This window comes from Lewinellaceae bacterium, from assembly GCA_020636105.1.
Lineage (GTDB): Bacteria > Bacteroidota > Bacteroidia > Chitinophagales > Saprospiraceae > BCD1.
The window spans coordinates 1,301,070-1,325,000 of the sequence record JACJYL010000002.1 but is presented as its reverse complement, the minus strand read 5'-3'; the positions used below and the strand labels follow the sequence as shown (position 1 = coordinate 1,325,000).

The following is a 23,931-nucleotide window of genomic DNA, read 5'->3' as shown; positions in this document are numbered from 1 at the left end:
GCAAGTTTAAGTACTTAAGGTACGCAAGCGCAGCGAAAGCGAGTCTGAATAGGGCGCCTAGCTAGTTGGGGTAGACGCGAAACCCGGTGATCTACCCATGGGCAGGTTGAAGTTCCGATAGTCTCGGAATGGAGGACCGAACCAGTACACGTTGAAAAGTGTTTGGATGACCTGTGGGTAGGGGTGAAAGGCCAATCAAACCGGGAGATAGCTCGTACTCCCCGAAATGCATTTAGGTGCAGCGTTAGTTTAGAGTGTCATGGAGGTAGAGCTACCGATAGGGCTAGGGGGCTTCACCGCCTACCAAACCCTGACGAACTCCGAATGCCATGACATTGCACTAGCAGTGAGGCAGTGGGTGATAAGGTCCATTGCCAAGAGGGAAAGAACCCAGACCATCAGTTAAGGTCCCAAAATATATACTAAGTTGAATGAACGAGGTGGGGATGCTAAGACAGCTAGGATGTTGGCTTGGAAGCAGCCATTCATTTAAAGAGTGCGTAACAGCTCACTAGTCGAGCGTTCCTGCGCGGAAAATAATCGGGCATTAAGTATATTACCGAAACTATGGATTGATCTTCGGATCAGTGGTAGGGGAGCATTCCAGTGCCGCAGAAGTCAGGCCGTGAGGTCTGGTGGAGGAGCTGGAAAAGAAAATGTAGGCATGAGTAACGATAAAACAGGTGAGAAACCTGTTCGCCGTAAGACTAAGGTTTCCTTGATCTATGCTAATCAGATCAGGGTTAGTCGGGCCCTAAGGTGTAGCCGAGAGGCGAAGCCGATGGAAAACTGGTTAATATTCCAGTACTTGTATTATTTGCGATGGGGTGACGAAGACACGTAAGACCCGCGTACTGACGGAATAGTACGTTGAAGCACGTAGGCGTTGAAGAAAGTAGGCAAATCCGCTTTCTGAGCTGAACTGCGATAGTACACTGATAGCGCAAGCTTGACGTGATAGTGGTCCCAAGTATGCTTCCAAGAAAACCCTCTAAGCTTCAGAATAATACAACCCGTACCGTAAACCGACACAGGTAGTCGAGGAGAGCATCCTCAGGCGCTCGAGTGAATCGTGGCTAAGGAACTAGGCAAAATGGTCTCGTAACTTCGGGAGAAGAGACGCTCTGAGCAATCAGAGCCGCAGTGAAGAGGCCCAGGCGACTGTTTAGCAAAAACACAGGACTCTGCGAAATCGTAAGATGAAGTATAGGGTCTGACACCTGCCCGGTGCCGGAAGGTTAAGGAAGGTTGTTAGTTCTTCGGAGCGAAGCAATTGACTGAAGCCCCGGTAAACGGCGGCCGTAACTATAACGGTCCTAAGGTAGCGAAATTCCTTGTCGGGTAAGTTCCGACCTGCACGAATGGTGTAACGATCTGGGCACTGTCTCAGCCACGAGCTCGGTGAAATTGAAGTATCGGTGAAGATGCCGGTTACCCGCAACGGGACGGAAAGACCCCGTGCACCTTTACTACAGCTTCACATTGTGCTTGAGTATAAGATGTGTAGGATAGGTGGGAGGCTTTGAAGCTGCCGCGCCAGCGGTGGTGGAGCCGACCTTGAAATACCACCCTTCTTATACTTAGGTTCTAATCCCGATACCCTCGGGAGACATTGTGTGGTGGGTAGTTTGACTGGGGTGGTCGCCTCCAAAAAAGTAACGGAGGCTCGCAAAGGTACCCTCAGCATGGTTGGTAATCATGCGCAGAGCGTATTAGTACAAGGGTGCTTGACTGAGAGAGGGACGCCTCGACCAGGTACGAAAGTAGGCTAAAGTGATCCGGTGGTTCCGCATGGAAGGGCCATCGCTCAAAGGATAAAAGGTACGCCGGGGATAACAGGCTGATCTCCCCCAAGAGCTCATATCGACGGGGAGGTTTGGCACCTCGATGTCGGCTCGTCACATCCTGGGGCTGGAGAAGGTCCCAAGGGTTGGGCTGTTCGCCCATTAAAGTGGCACGCGAGCTGGGTTCAGAACGTCGCAAGACAGTTCGGTCCCTATCTGTTGTGGGCGTTGGAATATTGAGGAGATCTGACTCTAGTACGAGAGGACCGGGTTGGACGCACCTCTAGTGTACCTGTTGTGACGCCAGTTGCATTGCAGGGTAGCTATGTGCGGAATGGATAAGCGCTGAAAGCATCTAAGCGCGAAGCCAACTCCAAGATGAGTATTCCATTCCTTCGGGATGTAGGGTCGTGGAAGATTACCACGTTGATAGGCTACAGGTGGAAGTGCAGTGATGTATGGAGCCGAGTAGTACTAATTACCCAAAGACTTTCTTCGTAAATTTTTCACTAAAAGCTCTTTAGTAGCTTTATTAATCTCACCTGTCAATTGTCATGATCTTTGATCATTCAAAAAATATAATGTCCCGGCCTTTTCGCCGGTGATAAAGATTTGTTGGTGGCTATAGCAAGAGGGCACACCTCTTCCCATTCCGAACAGAGAAGTTAAGCCTCTTTGCGCCGATGGTACTGCCTTTAGGTGGGAGAGTAGGTCGCTGCCAACTTTTTTTCTTCTCAAGAGCCTTGCATAAATTATTCTGCAAGGCTCTTGTTATTTATACCCTGCACATCTTTTCAAAGCATTAAAAAATCCGATGATGGACAATCAACGTGCTTTATTGCTCAAACTGGAGTTTTTCTGGTGGTTTATCGCTGCCTTAATGGCCGCAGTCCTGGTACTCCCCATCTATTTACAACTCCCTGATTTTCCTCATATTGGGCTGAATGTTCTGCTCGTTTTTTGTTTTATTTTTTTTACCCGCCATATCTTTTTCCTGCGATTTACTTTTATTGCCAAACGACAATACCTTAAAGTTGCGTTGTTTTTTATAATGATTCCAGTCGTTTTTTTACTCATCCAGAAACTGAATTTTCTCCAGGGGTATATCAATGAAGGCATATTATTCAATGACCTTGAAAAATTGCCGTATAAAGAACAACTGAAGCTGGAAAAATACATTCGGCATGAAATCCTACTGGTTGGAACGGCGGCGATTGTCAGTGCCATTCTTTTTGCCATCAGAATGCTGATCTCCGTTTGGAAATATAGAAATCGAGGAACGGTTTAGATTCGACGAAACCGCTGATATTCAATATTATGAATAAAGAAATTCTGCGACTTGCCATTCCCAATATCTTAAGCAATTTATCCGTACCCTTGCTCAGTTCTTTCGATACGGCCCTGATGGGACGATTGACTGAATTACATATCGGTGCCGTCGGCCTAGGAGCCATGATCTTCAACTTCATTTATTGGAACTTCGGGTTTTTACGCATGGGCACCACAGGCATCACCGCCCAGGCGTTTGGGAGGGACGACCAGAAGGATTTGATTGAAACTTTTGGTCGGGCGAACGTAGTGGCCATAGTAGTGGCCACCGTTTTACTTATCCTACAGTATCCGCTGGTAGAATCGGCGATCTACCTGATGAATGTTTCGGCGGAACAAAGGCCTATTGTGGAGGAATATTTTTATATTCGAATTTGGGCCGCTCCGGCAAGTATAGCTTCCTATGCCTTTATGGGCTGGTTCTTTGGCATGCAAAATGCTGTTTATCCGCTCATCATGACGGTTGCGGTCAATGTCGTGAATATCGTTTTGAGTTATTTCTTTGTGATGCACCTGGGAATGGAAGCTGCAGGGGTGGCCTGGGGCACCGTGATCGCTCAATATACCGGCGTTTTGCTTGCATTGGGACTTTTCTATTATAAATATAGCCACCTGTTTGCACACATGCAAAGGGCGGTATTCCTAAAAAAAGAAGCTTTTAAACAATTTTTGAGCATCAACAGTGATATATTTATCCGCACCTTTTTTCTCACTTTTGTCTTCGGCTTTTTTTACAGCCAATCAGCCAGCGGTGGAAATATGATCCTGGCGGTAAATGTTATTTTATTGAATTTCCTCAACTGGATGTCCTATGGTGTTGATGGTTTTGCCTTTGCTTCGGAAAGTCTCGTTGGAAAATATAAAGGTATTGGCCATCCGCAAAACATAAAAAGAGCCATACGCCTTTCTTTTGGCTGGGGAATGGCTATGGCGGCACTGTTTAGTCTCGCTTATTGGTTTGGCGGCGGCACCATTTTACGATTGTTTACCAACCAGGAAGACGTCATTGTAGCCGCAACTCCTTTCCTTTTTTGGATGGCTATTTTTCCATTATTGAGTACGCCATGTTATATATGGGATGGGGTGTACATTGGCTTGACCGCCTCAAGGGCTATGCGTAATACAATGATACTTGCTTTCATCTTTTACCTGGCCGTTCATTTTGCGTTCAAAGAAATTTGGGGCAACAATCATTCCATTTGGTTCGCCTTGTTGCTTTTTATGGTGGCAAGAGGTGGGATTCAGCATTTGTTTTTTTGGAAAAAGGGATTGGCTCTGAGATGATGGCAATCAGAGTATGAAGACAAAAATGGGTTCAAGTGGTTTTATTTCGTTCAAAAGTGGTTTCAGATTGAAGGAAGTGAAATCCCCATTGCTTGGTGGGACAAGCTTCGGGCATCAGGGTAAATCGCCTAATTCATTCGGGGTGCCATACATGCCGAATGAATTCGGCAGTTACGGTTTTTTATCGAACCACAGAAACATCCCCCTTAAACCGGATGATTTCCCCGTCGATAAAAAGCACTTCTGCCATATAGGTAAACACGCCTGAATTGACAGGCTCCCCCAGGAATATTCCATCCCATCCGAGGGCTTCATTGTTGGGGGCAAAATTCTTGCCGTCAAAAACAAGTTCTCCCCATCGGTCGAAAATGCTCAGGCGTAGAACTTCATTCACAGCGGGACCGCTGTACACTGTAAAGCCATCATTGACACCGTCACCGTTGGGAGAAAAAACATTAGGAATATAGATGGGCCTGTTCTTGATCACATGTATCGTCAGGTCATCAAAAGCGACGCAGCCGGCTTCATCCGTTATGGTGACGATATAGGTGGTGGTATTGACAGGACTGAGAAATATATTTGAACATTCAGCATTGAGGCAAGTCAGAAAATCCAATGGTGCCCAGGAATAAACTACCGGAAAAAAATTGGGCAAGGCCTGGGCTGTGGTGCTGAAACCTAATTCAATAAACTGATCGGGACCTGCTTCCACAAGCAATTGAGGGGGTTCGTTGACCGTAATCTCTACGGTGGCGGTACAACCGTTGGCATCCAAAACGGTTGCCGTATAATCACCTGCGGCCAAATCGGTAAAAACCGAATCTATCTGGAAAGTCGTTCCATCCAGGCTGTATTCAAAAGGGGGCAATCCTCCGATTCCGGTGACGCTAATTTGTCCGTCCGTATAGCCAAAACAAATGTTATGAATCACTTGTGTCGTATCGATGGCAAGTAAAGGAGGCTGGATTACGACAGCAATATCTGTTATCTCACAATCATTCTCGTCGGTTACGGTCAACGGGTAATTCCCCGCAGGAAGAGTTGAAATATCAGGGGTTGTAGCACCTCCCTGCCATAAATAGGAATAATCACCCGTGCCGCCGGTAACGATTGAATTGACACTACCATCGCTTTCTCCAAAACAACTCACATCTGTAATATCAAAATCCAGCGTAAGCGGGGGCGGATCCTGTAAAACAAGTTCAAAGTTTCCAACGCAAAGATTTGCATCAATGACATCCACAACATAGGTACCCTGGGCTAACCCGGTCATAATATTGGAATTGATAAAACCATTCCCATCGTTCCAGTTGTACTGATAGGGCGGCAAACCATTATAAATAGCCGCAACGGCAACCCCGTCAGCATATCCCGTACACGAAGGATCGGTAATGGATTGAACGCCGGGGTCAAGCTCCAGCACGAGTTCATGAACATCGATAGTCAGGGCTATTTCACAATTATTGGCATCCCGGATGACAACGTCATACATTCCGTTGATGAGATTGTTATAGGAATTGGCTGAAGTAAAACCTGTGTTTTCCCAATTGTATTGATAAGGAGGCGTAGCTCCGTTAACGTTCAATGTGATGGCACCGTCCGTTCCCCCGTTGCAGGTAGGCATAGTGATGAGGGTATCCACAGCCCATACAGGTGGCCCGCCCACGTCAAAACTGGTCACTACTTCGCAGGTCGCTTCATCGACTACTGTGACAAAGTACGTGCCCTGTTCCAGGTTGGTGACGTCTTCTGTGGTCGCCCCGGTGTCCCAGGAATAACCAAAAGGCCCATAACCGCTAAAAACCGTCAGGTCGATGGCCCCGGTTCCGTCGTTGGGACAAGCTTCATCAGTGACCACTCCTGAAATATTGAAATGATCATCGCAACAAATGACATTGACGCTGTTTTGAACGATGGTTTTCAAACAACCCTGATTGCTCTTCACGGTCAAAACCACAGATTTAATGCCGGGCTTGTTGTAAACGACCGAGTGAGGCCCGGGGCCTGTAGCTGCTTGTGGCGTTGCCGTCGGACCAAAGTTCCAGGTCCAGCTTTCAAGCCCTCCCGCGAAAAAAGAATCATCTGTATAAATAACCGGTTCTCCGATACAAACCTCATCCGGAGCGGAAAGAAAATTCACATCCGGGCCGAGGAAAGTACCTGTACCGCCAAATTCAATGGAAAAACCCGAACCTGATTGGCTGAAATTGTTAATCACCAGGGCATAACTTCTTCCGGAAATCATTTCGATGGCATCGGCGTAGTTGTTGTCACCCGTTTGGCACCCACAGGTTTCACTGATGTCTGCGTCACCATCTACAAGTCCGGTAGCCCCGGTACAGGCTATCCATTCTGACAAGGGAGTCCCCACATTCTCCCCTGAAGCCATACATCTTATGTCAAACTTGCCGGAACAGTCGTCAATCCCATTAGGCAGTTCATAAACGACAAAGTCAATATCGTCTGTGGGGTTCAAAGGGGTGATATCAAATTCAAGCGTTCCCGTAGCGTCACAAGTCCATTTATACCAGGTAGAGCCGGATTCTGTAATCTGGCAGGTACCGGAATTGCAACTTACATCATTGATTTCGTTAGGGTCATTTCCAACACCGTTCAAAAAACCAACGGTAAAGGGAGATTTATCACACAAAATAACTCCGGGATCACAATCACCCGAAGCGGAAGGCACTTCGTTAAAATTATTGATACACAACTGGAAAGTTCCCGTAAATCCAAAACGGGCGCTGACGCGAATGTAATACGTTTCTCCAATGTTAAGGGGACCGGCGAAAACACTCACCTGGTCCACATTAAAAGCATCCGAGGCACATCCCAGGATATTCAAATTATCGCAAGGCCCTTGGTAAATGGCTAATTGAGGATTTTGCTGGTTGCCGCCGGGGTTATTCGCCACCATTCCGATAACACTTACATTCACCGTCGTAGCAATGGCCGTAAAGGCAAACCAGACATCATTGTTATCCTGGTTGTTGGGAAAACATCCGGGACTGGTTTCCGCAGAAATAGTTGCATCGTAGTTATTGAATTCTGCCACCGCCGAACACCAGGCACTTACATCAGGGATGAGAATGGCATCAATGCATTCATCATTGGCCGGTTGGGAAGACAACCACACAGGAGTGAAAATAAACAGGGCCAATAGTAATATGTAGTGGTAACGCATAGCTTTTGTATTTTGGTTCAAATGGTTCAAATGGTTCAAATGGTTTATGAGATTTCAGTATCCAGACAAATTTAGCCGAAAAAACAATTAAACCCTTTAGTCTTTAGCCTTTAGTCTTTAGCCTTTTTATAACAGACCCCTAATTTCCAACTTATGTTGGACTTATTATGTTAAGAACGTTTTAAAGTCTGAAAATATGTCAATTTGTTTACCAAATCCTATTTCAATTTTGAATTCAACAATCCTTCCATCTTTTTTACCGACAAATCCACGCCAATGATCATCCCTTGAGGATTGATCAGAAAGGTAGCCGGAATTTCTTTTATGTTGTACCGTTCAGCGATCCGACCGTTATCGAAGCCTTCTCCCTTAGGCAGATCGACAACGTGATAGGGCCAGTCCAAATGGTCTGTTTCAATGGCCCCTGACCATGGATCCAAAGTTTTTTCCAGGGCAATACTAACTATTTCAAATCCCGTGGCATCCTTAAATTTAGCAGGATGGAAAGTTTTATAGAGCTGAACTATTTTTGGATTATTTTTCCGGCAAGGGGCGCACCAACTGGCCCAAAAATCGAGTAATACGTATTTTCCATGAAGGGAGGATAATTGCAGGGGAGTTCCATCCTTATTCTCCGCCCGAAAATCAATGGCTTGTTCCCCGTTGATCAAAGGCTGCTGTTGATCTAAATGATAAAGCTGATATAAAAAATAACCGAGGGCACTTCCGATTAGAATGGCAACCAATCCTTTATTTAGTTTTGTATTCATCGTGATTAATTCAAAAAAAATGTTTGCTTTTTGATGGATAAATGAGTAGCTTAAGCCCTAAAATATACATAACGACGCAAAGATAATAAGTCAACCTATTTTTATAAACCGATAACAACTATCCTATGAGACTGATTTTTACCCTCATGAGCACTTTGTGCTTGTTTTTCCTTTTTAATTCACAAGTTTTTGCCGCAAATAATAATTCCGCCTTATCAAAAGACGATGAGGTGGAATGTGAAATTGCCGGAGAATTGCTGGTTCATAATGTTTCCTGTAAAGGTAACGATAATGGCATTCTCATACTCAATATGACAGGAGGAACCCCTCCTTTTACTTACAACTGGTCTACCGGGGCGCCTTCGGATTTTGATATCCTTATCGACCTGGCTCCCGGGGATTATGCAGTAACCGTTACCGATGCGGATGGTTGCACGCTCGAGTTTACGGCTACCGTTTCCGAACCTGATTTCCTTTTTGCCAGCGCCAGTGCCAGTAATGAAACGGCGCTCGGGGCAAATAACGGGAGTGCTTTTGCTACGCCGTTTGGAGGTACAACTCCTTATACTTATCAATGGGATGATCCGAATAACAGTACGATCCCTAATATCTCTAATCTGCCGGTAGGCGATTATACGGTTACGGTCACCGATGCCAATGAATGCATTTCCATCCAGACCGTAACGGTTAATGCCTTCGGTTGTAGCCTGAATGTGACCAGTTCCGCAACCCAGATAAGCTGCCATGGGGAGTGCGACGGACACACAGGCGTTATTTTTGGCGGGGGGACCGCTCCTTTTGTTATCGATTGGAGTACGGGGTCACATGCTTCGAACCTGAACAATCTTTGTGAAGGAGTTTACACCGTCACCGTCACCGATGCAAACGGATGCACCAATCAGAACACTGTGGTGATCCATGAGCCGGATGTACTGGAAGTCAATTTGCAAAATCTTTTAAACCTGGGCTGCTTCGGCACCGATGACGGCTCTATTTCTGTTCAACCTGTGGGAGGTACCACGCCTTACAATTACCTTTGGTCGAGCGGGCAGACCACCGGCACCATTAACAACCTGGGGATCGGTAATTATACGGTCACGGTTACCGATGCAAGAGGATGTACAGCCACTTTGAGTGCCGAAATTACCCAGGCGCCTTTACTGGAACTTTCAGTAGATAATTCCCAAAATGTTGATTGTTCCGGTGCATCTACAGGAGCTGCAAGCGTTTCAGCCTCCGGAGGTACAGGAAATTATGTTTACAACTGGTCCAACGGTATGCAGGGCAATGTGGCTCAGGGACTTGCCGCAGGCACCTACACCGTCACCGTGACGGATGCAAGCAACTGTACCGCTGAAGTGAATATTACCATCACGGAGCCGGCTCCTTTGTCGGTTACGGTCATTTCAGAAAGCAACGTCTCCTGTTTCGGGGCGGCGGATGGATCCGTCGGAATATCGGTAATCGGAGGTACTCTTGATTACGACTATGCCTGGTCAAACGGTGCCCTTACGGAATCTTTGGCGGGTCTTGGCCCGGATACTTATTCACTGACGGTTACTGATGCCCACAATTGTTCGGAATCCGTCACCGTCGATATTACCGAACCAACCGAGCTGTCGCTCACCCTGCAGTCTCTTGAAAATGTATCTTGTTTTGGCGTGGGGGACGGATCCATTGGGGTAGCTGTTTCTGGCGGAACTATGCCATTGACCACCAACTGGTCCAACGGGCAAACAGGAACATCAATCAGTGGGTTGTCTCCGGGTAATTACCAGGTGACCCTGACGGATGGTAATGGTTGTTTTGAAACACTTGGGGGTATGATCACACAGCCAGAACCTCTTGAACTGTTTGTCACCGTGACGAATGTCAACTGTCCTAACTCCACACAGGGCTCCATTGCCGTAAGTGCCCAGGGAGGAACACCAAATTACAGCTTCCTGTGGTCTAACGGCTCGAATGTCAACCCGATCTTTGGATTGACGGCGGGCAATTATATGGTTACAGCCACTGATCAGCACAATTGTACCGAATCGGCGCAGGTGATCATTTCCAGCCTAGACAATGAACCGCCGGTAGTGTTTGCCAGTGATGTCAATTTATTCCTGGGGGATGACGGTACGGTAACTTTGCCTTTGGGGCAGGTAAATAATGGAAGTTTTGATAATTGTGGCATAGCCTCTATGACCTTGAGTCAGAGTGAATTTGATTGTACAAATGTAGGGACGAATTTGGTGACATTGACCGTGACCGACCAATCGGGCAATTCCGCCCAGGAAACGGTAACCGTCCTGATCTCCGACCTGATTGCCCCTGAAATGACCTGTCCGCCAAACATTACTGTTCCGGCTTGTGAAGCAACATTGGATTATCCGATGCCGATAGTAATTGATAATTGTGCGGATGTCATCGACCCTGTTTTGTCGGCCGGTTTGCCACCGGGAGCTACTTTTCCTACAGGACTAACGGTGGTCTCCTACAGTTTCACAGACGGAGGCAATAATTCTGCGCTTTGCAGCTTTGAAGTGACCGTAAAACCGGCACTGGAGGTGGAATATGCCGAAACACATGTCTCCTGCAACGGAGGCGCGGATGGTACTATAAGCATAACGGCCAGCAGTGGTACTCCTGATTATAGCTATACCTGGGAAGATGGCTTTTCCGGGTCGGATGCAGAGGGGCTGACGGCGGGTGTTTATACTATATCCGTAGCCGATAGCGATGCATGCGAAGAGGTTCTGAGTATTGAGATCCTTGAGCCCAATGCACTGGGGGCAGACGTAGATTTGATCGTAGATGAAACCGACGGATCAGCCAACGGCTCAATTGATATTACTCCAACCGGAGGGACGGGGCCTTATACATATAAATGGTCGTTTCAAGGAGAATTCTTCTCCGATTCAGGCGATATCAACGGACTTTCCGCAGGAGATTATACTGTGGAGATCACGGATGCCAATGGTTGTACATATTCCAGTGATGTGATCACCGTTGAAAGTTTGACAGGAACCCAGGTTGTTCAGCTCGACTTAGGGTTTAATTTAACTCCGAATCCTTCCAATGGTTTGGTTTGGATGACTATTGAACCGACTTTAACGAAAAATGCTGTGGTTTCCGTTTGGGATGTGCTCGGACAAAAAGTAGTGGACGGGCTGGAAGTAAGCGCAGGAACAGCCCAATTGCCGCTGGATCTTTCCAGTTGTTCCAATGGCACTTATTTTATCCGCCTGGATGGTGAAGCGGGCAGTTTTCTTAGGAAATTGATCGTAAATAAATAATAGCTTCGGAGGGGAATATACGACTTCCACCGGCAAACAACCACAAAACGGGTTCAGAATGAAATCTGAACCCGTTTTGTATAGGATCAAAAGATGTTTTTCTACCTTCATGTTAAAGGTTTTATACCAAAGCCGATTATCTTTGTTCATTAAATTGAAAATTCATTTATGATCACCATCGATCCGTCAAAGATTGAAGCAAAGGATATGCACCAGTTCGTGTTGGGTTCTGTCGCTCCACGACCGATAGCTTTTGCCAGCACCATTGATGAAAACGGTAGGCCAAACCTTGCGCCCTACAGTTTTTTTAATGCCTTTAGCTCCAATCCTCCGATTTTGGTATTTTCGTCCAATCGCCGGTTGAGCGATAACACGACTAAGGATACCTTATACAACGTGAGGAAAACGGGAGAAGTGGTCATCAATGTAGTCAATTATAATATCGTCCGGCAAATGGCTGTGGCCAGCATTGAATTCCCTTCGGGAGTGAGTGAATTTGAACAGGCAGGCTTAACGCCTATTCCTTCAGATCTGGTAGCGCCCCCGAGAGTGAAAGAGTCTCCGGTACATATGGAATGTAAAGTGCAGGAAATCATACCGCTCGGTGAAGAGGGCGGGGCCGGTCATTTGATCATATGCCGGATTTTGAGGATGCATATATCAAAAGACGTGGTGGATGACGGCCGGATCAATCCACACAAAATAGATCTTATGGGGCGTATGGGCCGGGCTTATTATGTTCGTGCCAGTGGGGAAGCCATCCATACCATCGTGCAACCTGTTACGCCTCCCGGTATCGGATTTGGGCAGTTGCCACAAAGCGCCAAAGCGAGTCATGTTCTTACTGCAAATGACCTGGGCAGGTTTGCAGGAATGGCCGCCGGTCCGTCAGTAGAAATTATTGAAAAGCTTAAAATGGAAGCCGAAATAGCCTTGATTTTAACGAAAAAACATTTCTCTGAGGAACTCCATCGGTTGGCACATAATGAATTGGCCCAGGAAAATTTAAGCAGAGCAGCAGCTTTGGTCTGGCTTGCAGAAGAACATTTGAAATAATAGTGATAACTTTTTTATAGCTTAGTCATCAGAAGCATTAGGAAGGATTAGTGAATTTACGTTCAAGTAAAAAAAAATTGGCAGATGAAAAAAATTGGTATTCTTCATGGAAAGGAACGTTCGTTTCCTGCAGCATTCGTCAAACGAATCAATGATAAAAAGCCGAAAGGCATTATTGCCGAACCGGTAAAAATCGATAAATGCGTTCAGGGCGCTACTTCAGAATATGCGGTGATCGTCGACCGGATTTCCCAGGATGTACCCTTTTATCGTGCCTATCTAAAAAATGCGGCCATAACAGGAACCGCGGTGATCAATAATCCATTCTGGTGGAGTGCCGATGAGAAGTTTTTTAATAACGCGCTCGCTATTTCAGTGGGGGTGCCGGTGCCTAAAACCGTTTTACTGCCTTCCCATGATCATCCTGATGATACTGATGGAGATTCTTTTTCTAACCTGGCTTTCCCATTGGATTGGGAGGGTATTTTTGAATATATCGGATTTCCGGCCTATATGAAACCTTTTGCCGGGGGCGGATGGAAAAATGTATATCGACTGGAGAATGTGGATGAGTTTTTTATCAAACATGCCGAAACCGGTCAACTCGTGATGATGCTCCAGGAAGAGATCACTTTTGATGCTTATTTCCGTTGTTATTGTATTGGAGGAAAACATGTGAAAATCATGCATTACGAACCACGTAATCCTCATCATTCACGTTACGATGCTCATCACGACGTATCCGCCGCGTTGTTGAAAAAAATCGAAAAATTTACCATCAAACTCAACGAAGCACTGGGCTACGATTTCAATACGGTTGAATTTGCGATCAGAGATGGAGTGCCTTATGCTATTGATTTCTGTAACCCGGCCCCGGATGCGGATAAAAGTTCCGTTGGCGAAGAAAACTTCGAATGGGTCGTGGAAACCATGGCCAATTACGCCATTGAGAGAGCACAGGAAAATAAAAAGGGAAAAGACAACCTCACCTGGGGGACTTTTATTAAAAATGCCGCAGCAGGGAAATAGTCACGATTACAGTTACCAGTACCGGTTTTTAGCAGGGGGGCAGCAGCATTGAATGGCCAGCAACCAGTAGCGAGTAACAAAGCAACCAGCATTCAGCAACATGATACGTTTAGCTATTCTTGATTTATACGATAACACGCCTAACCAGGGTATGCGTTGCATACAGGACATAGTCGAGGCTTATGAGGATGTGGAGTATACCGTTTTTGATGTAAGGGGAAAGGACCAGGTGCCCGGGTTGGAATTTGATATTTATATTTCCACCGGGGGCCCGGGAAGTCCGCTGGAAGGGGATGGTGTATGGGATATCCGTTACGGACGCTGGCTGGATTCGATATGGAACTGGAACCAGCAACCTGATTTGCCGAAAAAACATGTTTTTTTCATTTGTCATTCGTTTCAGATTGCGGTCAATCACTTCAAGTTGGCAAAAGTCACCAAAAGGAAGTCTAAGTCTTTTGGTACCTTCCGGACGCACAAAACAGAGGAATTTGAACCTTTGTTTGAATCGCTGCCGGAGCCTTTTTATATAGCAGATTTCAGGGATTGGCAGTGTGTCCAGCCGGATTGGAGACGCATGAATGCCATGGACGCTAAAGTGGTAGCACTTGAAAAAATCAGGCCTCATGTTCCTTTGGAAAGAGCGATAATGGCCATTCGGTTTTCCGATGAAATTTTTGGCACCCAATTTCATCCGGAAGCAGAGCCCAAATCTATGCTTTGGCATTTTATGGATGTGGAGAAGCGCACCCAATTGATTGAAGACCATGGAGTTGAAAAATATCAACGCTTTATTGATCACCTTCGGGACAAAAACAAAATTCAATTGACTCATGATACCGTTTTACCCGGGTTTATGAAAAAAGCTGTGGCTAACGTGAGGAAAGGAACGGTGGCTTATTGATGTGGTGAATCATTCCTGGTCGGAATAATTTTACCAGCTACCCTTTAAATAATATTAGGTAATCGAATGAAGTGCCTGAAATTGCCCCTTTCTTTCCAGATGTTACCCGATTTTTAATGTTTTGTTTAATGGACTATTTTGATGTCTGATTTTCCGGTGACCGGAATTTCAGTGGATTATTTTTAGTTTGTACTTTAATCTTTTGGTTTTCACCTTTTAACCTTTCGCCCAATGATACCCGAGTTACGAGAAAAATTCAATAAAGTTTTTGATGAGCAAACTTATGATGCTTTCAAATATTCTATTGAAAAAAAGTATAATCACCTTCCTGTGTTCAGGATTGCGGAAACCCCTATTTTTATTCCACGTGAGCTGAAAGACAAGATTATGGAAGCTGCCGAGGATATTTTGGAGGTGATCCTTGCCCCGGATTTTATGAAGAATTCCACCAATGCCATTCCGCCTGCATTGAAAGTACCCCAGGAGTCAAATTTTACGCACTTTTTGCAAATGGATTTTGGGGTGTGTATCGATGAAAAGGGAGAACTTACGCCCCAATTGATCGAGGCCCAGGGATTTCCCTCTTTGTATTTTTTTCAGGATTTGCTGGCCAATAAGTATCGCGAATATTTTGATATTCCGGATCATTACACTCATCTGTTCAACGGACTGGATTCGGAATCCTACAAGCAAAAATTGAGGAATATTATTATTGGAGATGCCGACCCCGAAACCACCATATTACTTGAAGTGGAGCCGGATAAGCAGGCCACCGCCATCGATTTTTATGCGACCCGTGAAGCCCTCGGGATAGATACCGTATGCGTGACAGATCTCAAAGTAGAAGGGAAAGATGTGTATTATTACAAGGACAACCGAAAGATAAAGGTGAAACGCATTTACAACCGGGTCATTTTTGATGAACTGGTTCAACGCACCGACCTTCGTCGTGAATTCAGATTTAACATGGGAGCCAATGTCGAATGGATCGGGCATCCCAATTGGTTCTTCCGACTCAGCAAACATACTTTGCCCTTTTTAAAGAGCCAATATGTTCCTGAATCTCATTTTTTGAATGAGTTGGAAAACATTCCGCCTGACCTGGAAAATTATGTTCTCAAACCACTCTTCTCTTTCGCGGGTTCAGGCGTGATCATCAACGTCAAACGCTCCGACCTCGATAGCGTTTCGAATCCTGAAAATTATATCTTACAACGAAAAGTAACTTACGCCCCCGTGATTAAAACACCCAATATCAGTTCGAAATGTGAAATCAGGGTCATGTTCCTTTGGGAAAAACATGAGGAACGCCCACTGTTGGTCAACAACCTGGTACGCCTGAGCAAAGGAGAGATGGTTGGGGTGAAATACAATAAAGATAAAGACTGGGTAGGGGGCAGTGTCGGCTTTTTTGAGCGATAACCCTCCCTGGATCATTGTTTCCTTGATTCTATAAACGATATTTTAATGACGATTTTTTTAAAAAACAATAATCCCATTAGCCATGTTTAAACGCCTTTTTTTGTTGGGAATCCTCCTGTTTGTTTTTAAGGTTGGTTTTGCCCAAAACCCACTGGGTCCATGCGGGACTGCTCCTGAAAAATCTGCCTGGCTTCAAAAATACCAGGCGGCTCCGGCCGCTTACCAGAAGAACCTGGATACGATCATTTATGTGCCTTTGACGATTCATTTATTGGGTACGGATGAAGGGCTTGGTTTTTTTAATTACCGGAATTTGATGGAGGCGTTTTGTACGTTGAATGAAGATTATGAATCGGCTAACATCCAGTTTTACATGGAGGGAGAGGTTCATTACATTCAAAATACTGCATGGTTCGAACATGAAACGCTGCTGGAAGGTGGACAGATGATGTTTGCCAATAATGTGGAACATACGCTTAATTGCTATTTTGTCGCTGACCCGGCCGGGAATTGTGGTTACGCGCTTCCTTATGCCGGCCTCGCCGTTGCCAAAAGCTGTGCGAATCCCAATGATCACACCTGGTCGCATGAAGTAGGTCATGCCCTTTCTTTGCCACACCCTTTTTTGGGCTGGGAAGGCGGGGTGAGTTATGACGACTCTGTTCCTCCCAATTTTAACGCCCCGGCTCCTTTGACAGTCACCTACGATTATACTTTTTTCCAGGATACCTTAATTTTGGACACCCTGATCATTGATACCGCTTATGTGGAGTTTGTGGATGGTTCCAATTGTGGGATTGCTGCGGATGGTTTTTGCGATACTTCCCCCGATTATCTGGCCAACCGCTGGTTCTGCGACGGCAATATGGAAAGTGCTACTCAGCAAAAAGACCCTTCCGGAGCCACCTTCAAGTCGGATGGAACCTTGATCATGTCTTATTCGGATGATGCCTGTGCTTATAGGTTTTCTGCCGAACAAATGGCCGCAATGCGGGCTAACTTATATGATGAAAAATCCGATTATCTCTACAATCAGACCACTGAAAATCCGGTGGCAACTACGGCGGTATTGCTTAGTCCGTCAAATGACCAGCCGGTGCAATACAATTATGTGCCACTGGAGTGGGAAGAGGTCGCCAATGCAACCCATTACCTGGTCGAGGTATCTCTTTTGTCCAGTTTTCCATTAACCGTAACCAAAACTTACGTCAGTACCGAAAATTCCATTGTACTGGAAGATTTGCAGGATCAGAAAAAATATTACTGGAGGATAAGGGGCTTCAACAGGCAACATTTTTGTGCTGCCTATTCGGGGTATGAAAGTTTTGAAACCGAAAACCTGTTGAAGGTCAACTCTATTGATGGATTGTCCGCCCTGAATTTATACCCTAATGTGCTAAATCCCGGTGTTGCCCTGCACGTCGAGGCATTGGCTAGCCAAAATGCTGAAGGCAAAATGCTGTTGTTCAATAATTTAGGGCAAATCATGACAGAAATGCCCTTTACTTTTTATGCCGGCATGAATAACATGCTTTTTGAAATCCGGGAGAATCTTCCTGAGGGATTATACTTTTTCACTTTAAATGTGGACGGTCAATTTTTTACCCAAAAAGTGATATTGGCAAATTAGCCCGGTGTCATTTTTCATACTTTGCTGGATATAAATGAGCTGCTGGTCGAAAATGTAGGATAGTTCATTGAACAAAATCGGTCTTTTAGCATTGATTAAGGGTAATTATTGTGTGGGCAATGCCCATTTAAAATCAGACTGAATCAATGGGAGTTTTAATTGCTTGTGCGGTTGTTTTTTTTCTCGACCTCTACGTTTATAAGGGAATTTCCACTTTGACGGAATCGCTTTCCAAATCCGGACAGACGGGGGTGTTTTTCCTGTTCTGGACCGTCCGGGTCGCTTTATTGCTAGCCTTTGCCTATACCATTACCCATTTCAATGAATTCAGGGTAAATCATCCAAGGGCGTTTATTTTCTGGACTTCCGCATTTTTTGTGGTAACCCTTCCCATGCTGGTCTTTGCTGCTTTTCATTTTGCCAATGATCTCACCAATGGAGTATTGTGGGGGGTGAATAAACTGGCAAACCCTGGAACGGACTATTCCCGGCGTACTTTCATCACGCAGGCCGGCCTCGGGGTAGGAGCCTTACTTATGGGTGGATTTTTCTATGGGGTGACCAAAGGAAAGTTTGCTTTTCGGGTGATGAAAAATCAAGTGGTTTCTTCCCGTTTGCCCAAAGCTTTTGACGGATTAAAGATTGTTCAGATCAGTGATGCACACCTTGGAAGTTTTATCAATAATTTCGAACCGGTAAAAAAAATGGTGCGCATGATCAATGACCTGGAAGCCGATTATGTGGTGTTCACCGGTGACATGGTCAATTCATTGTCTGACGAGGCGGAGCCCTGGATCGACGTATTTTCCGGCATAAAAGCCAAATATGGTAAATTCTCGATATTCGGCAACCACGACTATGCTGATTATGGTAATTACACTGAATCAGAAAAGATAAAAAGCCGCAACCGGCTGAAAGAAATTCATAAAGAAATGGGATTCCGGTTGCTGGAAGACGAACATGTTGAGCTGCAACGAGACGGGGAGAAAATTTCCCTCATCGGGGTACACAACTGGGGCGCAGGCTTTCACCAGGTAGGAAACCTGGCGAATGCTATGCAAAATGTCAATCCTGATCATTTTAAGATACTGCTTTCCCATGATCCTACCCATTGGGAGCACCAGGTGTTGGGAAAGGAAGATATTCACCTGACTTTTTCGGGGCATACCCACGGCATGCAGATGGGGATCGAGATTCCTTCGCTGGGGATTAAATGGAGTCCCGTAAAGCTGCGTTATAAGCGTTGGGCCGGACTTTACACGGAAGGGGAACAACACCTGCATGTCAATCGCGGATTAGGCGTACTGGCCTTCCCGGGCAGGTTGGGCATGGCACCGGAGATCACCCTGGTGGAGTTGAAGTCTGCCTGACAGTTTCCTTTAAAATCTTACCTTTGTCAAAATTTTCGAAAAAACCATGAAGTGTTTAAACTGTGAAAATGAATTCAAAGGCCATTTTTGTAATCAGTGCGGACAAAAAGCTACGGTGAAAGCCATTACTTTGGCTGGTGTTCTTTCGGATGTCTTTAGAATGTTGACCAATGTTGACCGAGGATTGTTGTTCAACTATATTAACCTTACCAGAAAACCCCAGGCGACAATCTCAGGTTACTTGTCCGGGAAGAGAATAGGCGTTTTTCCGCCCATTCAATATGCTATTCTTGGGGTTACCATTTTGACCTTGCTGGACCACTATTTGGGTCAAGGGTTTCCTTCTTCACTTACAGGTCATTCAGAATTGGTTGGTTCTTTTAAAGATAGTCCACAATATAATTTAGGTCAAAATTTTGGAAAGATTTTGAAAGGCAATCTCAAGTTTTTTTTACCATTGATCATTTTCTTTTTTTCTATTCCTGCTAAACTTTTTTATAAAAAATTCAATTTTGCGGAGCATTTGGCTATCCAGGCCTTTATTATGGGGCATGCTGCTTTTTTTACCATATTCCTGTTTCCTTTTAAGCAGTTAACCGTTTTAGCCAATCCCGTCTTTTATTTGGTGTTGTTGATTTGGAATTTTTTGTTTTTCTTTTCCAGGAAGGAAATTGTTGCGAGTATCCTGTCTGCCATTTTTATTTTTTTGATAGGAATGGGTCTGTTTATTTTGATCCCGGTTCTCCTATTTGTCCTTTTGAATATTAGCTAAAACTTGCTCTGAAATATTAACTTTGCAGGATGTCGTCCAAAAAAATATATCCTTCTTTTTTATCGGTCAAGGGGAAAAAGATACCTTTCCAGGTGGTGCGCGAGCGCCGGCAAAGTATGCGTGTGGCTGTTGGTAAAAGGGCGGTTATTCTCAGGATGCCTTCCGGGATATTAGCTCCAGGGCTGGAAAAGGGCACAACCTGGGTACAGAACTGGCTGGAAGAGCTGACGGCAAAAAAACCGGATGCACTGGATCACCTGCTGTTGAAATCCTATGAAAACGGAGATATCTTGGAGGTGGGGGATCGCCGTTATACGCTCCAAATCGTTTACGAAGACCGAAAAACCCATGCGGCAAAACTTAAGGGAGACATTATTAAGTTGAGCCTCGTTGAATCGGCAGACCCTATGCTATTGCAAAAAGCCATCAAACATTTACTGAGCAGGGTGGTGGCGCAGGATTTTTTGCCGAATATCGTCAAGCGGGTCGATGATCTGAATGATCTTTATTTTCAGAAAGCATTCAACAAGGTAAGCCTTAAATACAATCATTCCAATTGGGGCAGTTGTTCCAGCAAAGGCAATATCAACCTTTCCACCCGCCTGCTTTTCGCCCCTCAGCCCGTCATCGATTACGTGATTGTCCATGAACTGGCCCACCTCGTGGAAGCCAACCATTCTCCACGCTTTTGGGCGGAAGTAAAAAAAGTCATGCCCGATTACAAGGATAAAGAGCGCTTTTTAAAGCAAAACGGAAAACAATTCGATTTTTAATAATGATGAATCCATTGAGTTTGATGACGAATATTCAATTGCCAGTTAGTACTGTTAAAGACTTGATTATTAGATTCTTAAGGAAACCTAAAAGCTCGCGTTTGTTTTTCGTGAGTTTGGGGTTTCTTTTGTCCTTCATGGCTTGTCATGAAGAGGAAAACAACCCTGTTGCATCCATTCGGCAGGCCGAAGGTTTTTTTATCGTCAATGAAGGAACTTTCAACTTCGGCAATGCTTCGGTGAGTTATTATCATTATGAAACCGGGGAAGTGACCCATGACCTGTTTAAAAACGCTAACGGACATACGGCCGGGGATGTTTTGCAACAGATGTTTGTAGTGGATGATAAAGGATACCTGGTATTGAATAATTCGGGTTATGTGGAAGTGGTTAATATGGAAACTTTTGAATCGGAAGGATTGATTCAGCCCTTTGAATCGCCCAGGCATTTTTTGCCGGTAAGCGAAGGGAAGGCTTATGTGAGTGATCTGTATTCTAATAGTATTCAGGTGGTAAACCTGATGGAAGGCACCGTGACGGGTAGTATCATGATGCCTTTCTGGACCGAGCAAATGGAAAAGGTGGACGCCTATGTTTTTGTCACCTCACCCTGGGATATACGGTTGGATCCTCATGATCAAATTTATGTGATAGATGCTGAAAATGATTTCCTTGCCGATAGTATCCAGGTGGGTTATGATCCGGTTGCTATTGCCAGGGATGGGAATAATAAACTATGGATCTATTGCCGGGGAGCCGAATCCCTGGCTGAACCAGCAGGGCTTTATTGTGTGAACCCTCAAACTTTTGAGGTGGAAAGGAGTTTGTTGTTTGAGGATTACGACCTTGGATTTGCAGCCCGGTTGTCTTTTAATTCAGCGGGGGATACCCTGTATTATCTGAAAAATGATATTTATGCTTTTGCCTTAAGCGATACGAATTTACCCGCCTCACCGCTTATACAGGCCAGCGGGAGCAATTTTTATGCTCTGGCGGTGGATCCTGCAACGGGAAATTTAATAGTTGGGGATGCAATAGATTATGCCCAAAAAGGGAAAGTCTACATTTATGGAAGACAGGGGAATCTTTTGGAAACGACTGAAGCGGGGGTGATTCCTGCGCAATTTTTATTTTATTGAGTCTCCCAGGCGATGAGTTCTATCACGTAAGCGCCTTTATACCCCAGACCAATGAGTTTATCCTTCATTTTATTGGCATCGGCACGGGTATCAAAACACTCTTTGGATTCAACGACCCAAACATCTTCACAAGGCCGGTGGCGGGCGATAAGGCTTTCATGAAAAGGATAATTTTCGGGGCTGGTGAATTTAAGCAGCGCCACTTGAATTTTATAACACCTGACCGGAACGGTTTTAAATTTAGGCAAACTGTTTTTAGGCGGAGGAGAGCCTCCTTTGACAGTGGTCCAGGCTCCTTTTTCGTAAGAGACAGGAAGTTCATCACAATAAGCCGGTTTTTTTTCCTGAGAGAATGCAAATACCGGGAGTAATAAACATAGGAAAAAAATCAAATTTTTCATTTGTATGTTTTTAATCTATTGAATAACCAAATTATAGGCTTTACCTCTATCTCCTTGCAGGAAAAAACAGTATCACCTGGTTTCTATTGAGTAATAGATTATTAATTACATAAATTTGTTTAAAATAGTTTTTGATCACTCAAAAAATAATAAGGATTGAGATGTTAATTTGTCGCACCGGGGGACTGCATGACTATCTGGCAAGTAATAAAACCTAAAATTACAAAAAAACACATTATCCCGCCTGATTTTTCTGAAAATTACTAAAAAAGTGGAATTATTTCCAATAAAGCTTTGAGTTCGGCGACTTTAGGCCTGTATTTTTTTCAAGAAACGTCTTTCTTTCATTGACTTTCACCCGAAAGCCTCGTCCTATAAACGATACACAAAGGATTTGGGATTTGCTTAACAAACTTTAACCTTTGCAAAACATTCTTGTTTCAATAATTTGCAGAACTTGCGCGTTTGAAGCATATACCGTTTTTAAACCCTGAATGGGCTACTATTTTGAATATCAAACAATTAATTAAGATGAAAAAAATCCTTGGTTTTGCACTCTTTTTATTATTGGGAACCATTGTGGTTGCACAACCCAAACAGTACGTAAGCGCTGAGGACTCCGATCCTGAAGCAAAGGAAATGCTCAAGAAAATCCAAGCAAAATACGATGCTTATAAAACTGTTGAATTCTCTTTTGTTTTGGATATTGAAATTCCGGACCAGCCCAAAGAATCCCAGCAAGGTACCCTCGAAAGACAGGGAGATAAGTACCATTTCAAATTGGGTACCCAGGAAGTTTTTTGCGACGGCAAGTCCATCTATTTTATTCTGCATAACAATAAAGAGGTCCAGATCAACAACATGCCTGATCCTGATGAAGACAATAGTGTGTTGTCGCCCCAGGCCATTTTTAATTTTTATGAATCCGATAATTTTGTCTTTTTCCTCACTGGAGAGCTGGTTGAAAACGGCAAACGGCTTCAGGAAATTACCTTCAAGCCTCTCGATCGGGACCATTCAGATTATGCGAAACTCGTCCTGACCGTCGACAAAAATGCTTCTGAAATTATCCGGGTGAAGGCTTATAGTAAGGATGCTTCCCGATACACTTTACATATTGGGAAAGTAAAAACCAATACAGGCCTGGTTGCTTCGGCCTTCTCTTTTAATAAAGATAAATTTCCGGGGTATTATGTGGAGGATTTGAGGGAGTAGGCGGTTAGTTATTGGTGGCTCGGTACTCAATGCCGGTGACGGGCCAACCCCTCTTTTGTACTCAAGGTGACCTCTTCGCACCGGGTTTATAGCATGCCAGGACGCCCGGCGAAGAGGTCACTTCAATTCTCCGGCAATGAGTATCCAGCAAACCAGGCTCACTGCTCATCAAGCCTCCCATCTCCTGCTTCAGCCTTTCTCACCAGAAGCGTTATCATGTAATCTTCATTAGCCACTTCGGATCCTTCAACAGGATAAGGATCAACGGCCATAAGTTGATAGGTATAACCATCAACGACCTGCATGGCCTCATCCGGTTTGTCATCGCGCAGGGAAAGCACGAAGTGTTGGGCCTCTTTGGAAGCGTCCCATAAAGAGAACTTTATTTTTACCTGCCCGGCCCAGACACAGGTAGTGTTTTTGGGACAACGGGAATCTTCCGCCACCTCTTCCGGACTGACCATCACTTTAAGCATTTTATTGGATTGTATTTCGTCCATTTTTATTTGGAATGCTTCGTTTAATGGAAAACTGATATTGCGCTCGCATTGGAATGCAAGGATGAATAGTAGGGAGGTGATAATTGTT

Annotated in this window: 17 protein-coding genes and 2 rRNA genes (1 of these 19 cut by a window edge); 15 read left to right on the top strand and 4 right to left on the bottom strand. The window is 44.8% G+C overall.

Going from position 1 to position 23,931, the window contains the following annotated elements:
* From H6571_22365 to H6571_22350, 4 genes are all read left to right on the top strand, one after another.
* A 23S ribosomal RNA gene (locus H6571_22365) occupies positions 1-2,281 on the top strand (it extends 624 nt beyond the left edge of the window).
* A gap of 117 nt (positions 2,282-2,398) precedes the next feature.
* A 5S ribosomal RNA gene (gene rrf / locus H6571_22360) occupies positions 2,399-2,508 on the top strand.
* A 90-nt stretch (positions 2,509-2,598) separates the two neighbouring features.
* Positions 2,599-3,072, top strand: coding sequence for a hypothetical protein (locus H6571_22355; GenBank protein MCB9326497.1), 474 nt, complete (start codon positions 2,599-2,601; stop codon positions 3,070-3,072).
* 29 nt (positions 3,073-3,101) lie between these two features.
* Complete coding sequence (locus H6571_22350) at positions 3,102-4,397, top strand: MATE family efflux transporter (protein ID MCB9326496.1); 1,296 nt, start codon at positions 3,102-3,104, stop codon at positions 4,395-4,397.
* Between the two features lie 181 nt (positions 4,398-4,578).
* Here the strand turns inward: H6571_22350 and H6571_22345 are convergent, their stop codons facing one another.
* Together H6571_22345 and H6571_22340 are read right to left on the bottom strand one after the other, a co-directional pair.
* Positions 4,579-7,581 (bottom strand): gliding motility-associated C-terminal domain-containing protein, encoded by a 3,003-nt coding sequence (locus H6571_22345; GenBank protein MCB9326495.1) that lies wholly within the window; start codon positions 7,579-7,581, stop codon positions 4,579-4,581.
* A gap of 218 nt (positions 7,582-7,799) precedes the next feature.
* Complete coding sequence (locus H6571_22340; protein MCB9326494.1) at positions 7,800-8,351, bottom strand: TlpA family protein disulfide reductase; 552 nt, start codon at positions 8,349-8,351, stop codon at positions 7,800-7,802.
* A 125-nt stretch (positions 8,352-8,476) separates the two neighbouring features.
* Between H6571_22340 and H6571_22335 the strand changes: the two genes are divergently transcribed.
* From H6571_22335 to H6571_22290, 10 genes are all read left to right on the top strand, one after another.
* Entirely contained in the window at positions 8,477-11,632 is a 3,156-nt protein-coding gene (locus H6571_22335) for a T9SS type A sorting domain-containing protein (GenBank protein ID MCB9326493.1), read from the top strand.
* Between the two features lie 168 nt (positions 11,633-11,800).
* A complete protein-coding gene (locus tag H6571_22330) occupies positions 11,801-12,688 on the top strand; it encodes a flavin reductase family protein (GenBank protein ID MCB9326492.1) in 888 nt (295 codons plus the stop codon).
* Positions 12,689-12,772: 84 nt separating this feature from the next.
* Complete coding sequence (locus H6571_22325) at positions 12,773-13,717, top strand: hypothetical protein (protein MCB9326491.1); 945 nt, start codon at positions 12,773-12,775, stop codon at positions 13,715-13,717.
* Positions 13,718-13,817: 100 nt separating this feature from the next.
* The gene (locus tag H6571_22320) at positions 13,818-14,621 is read left to right on the top strand and encodes a homoserine O-succinyltransferase (protein MCB9326490.1); all 804 of its coding nucleotides are present in this window, start codon (positions 13,818-13,820) and stop codon (positions 14,619-14,621) included.
* Positions 14,622-14,852: 231 nt separating this feature from the next.
* Complete coding sequence (locus H6571_22315; GenBank protein MCB9326489.1) at positions 14,853-16,043, top strand: hypothetical protein; 1,191 nt, start codon at positions 14,853-14,855, stop codon at positions 16,041-16,043.
* Positions 16,044-16,125: 82 nt separating this feature from the next.
* Positions 16,126-17,673, top strand: a complete 1,548-nt coding sequence (locus tag H6571_22310; protein ID MCB9326488.1) for a hypothetical protein — start codon at positions 16,126-16,128, stop codon at positions 17,671-17,673.
* Positions 17,674-17,819: 146 nt separating this feature from the next.
* On the top strand, positions 17,820-19,043 hold the full coding sequence (locus H6571_22305; protein MCB9326487.1) for a metallophosphoesterase: 1,224 nt from the start codon (positions 17,820-17,822) through the stop codon (positions 19,041-19,043).
* A gap of 46 nt (positions 19,044-19,089) precedes the next feature.
* The gene (locus tag H6571_22300) at positions 19,090-19,815 is read left to right on the top strand and encodes a DUF3667 domain-containing protein (protein ID MCB9326486.1); all 726 of its coding nucleotides are present in this window, start codon (positions 19,090-19,092) and stop codon (positions 19,813-19,815) included.
* 29 nt (positions 19,816-19,844) lie between these two features.
* Positions 19,845-20,588 (top strand): M48 family metallopeptidase, encoded by a 744-nt coding sequence (locus tag H6571_22295; GenBank protein ID MCB9326485.1) that lies wholly within the window; start codon positions 19,845-19,847, stop codon positions 20,586-20,588.
* Between the two features lie 101 nt (positions 20,589-20,689).
* Positions 20,690-21,727 carry a hypothetical protein gene (locus H6571_22290; protein ID MCB9326484.1) on the top strand — a complete coding sequence of 346 codons (1,038 nt, stop codon included), beginning with the start codon at positions 20,690-20,692 and terminating at the stop codon, positions 21,725-21,727.
* Here H6571_22290 and H6571_22285 read toward each other — a convergent pair.
* Positions 21,721-22,128 (bottom strand): hypothetical protein, encoded by a 408-nt coding sequence (locus H6571_22285; GenBank protein ID MCB9326483.1) that lies wholly within the window; start codon positions 22,126-22,128, stop codon positions 21,721-21,723. The two genes, H6571_22290 and H6571_22285, sit on opposite strands and share 7 nt — an antisense overlap.
* 531 nt (positions 22,129-22,659) lie before the next feature.
* On the opposite strand from H6571_22285, the gene H6571_22280 reads away from it, so the two are divergent.
* Entirely contained in the window at positions 22,660-23,343 is a 684-nt protein-coding gene (locus H6571_22280) for an outer membrane lipoprotein carrier protein LolA (protein MCB9326482.1), read from the top strand.
* Positions 23,344-23,501: 158 nt separating this feature from the next.
* Here H6571_22280 and H6571_22275 read toward each other — a convergent pair whose 3' ends face one another.
* Positions 23,502-23,843 (bottom strand): hypothetical protein, encoded by a 342-nt coding sequence (locus tag H6571_22275; GenBank protein MCB9326481.1) that lies wholly within the window; start codon positions 23,841-23,843, stop codon positions 23,502-23,504.
* Positions 23,844-23,931: the final 88 nt, after the last annotated feature.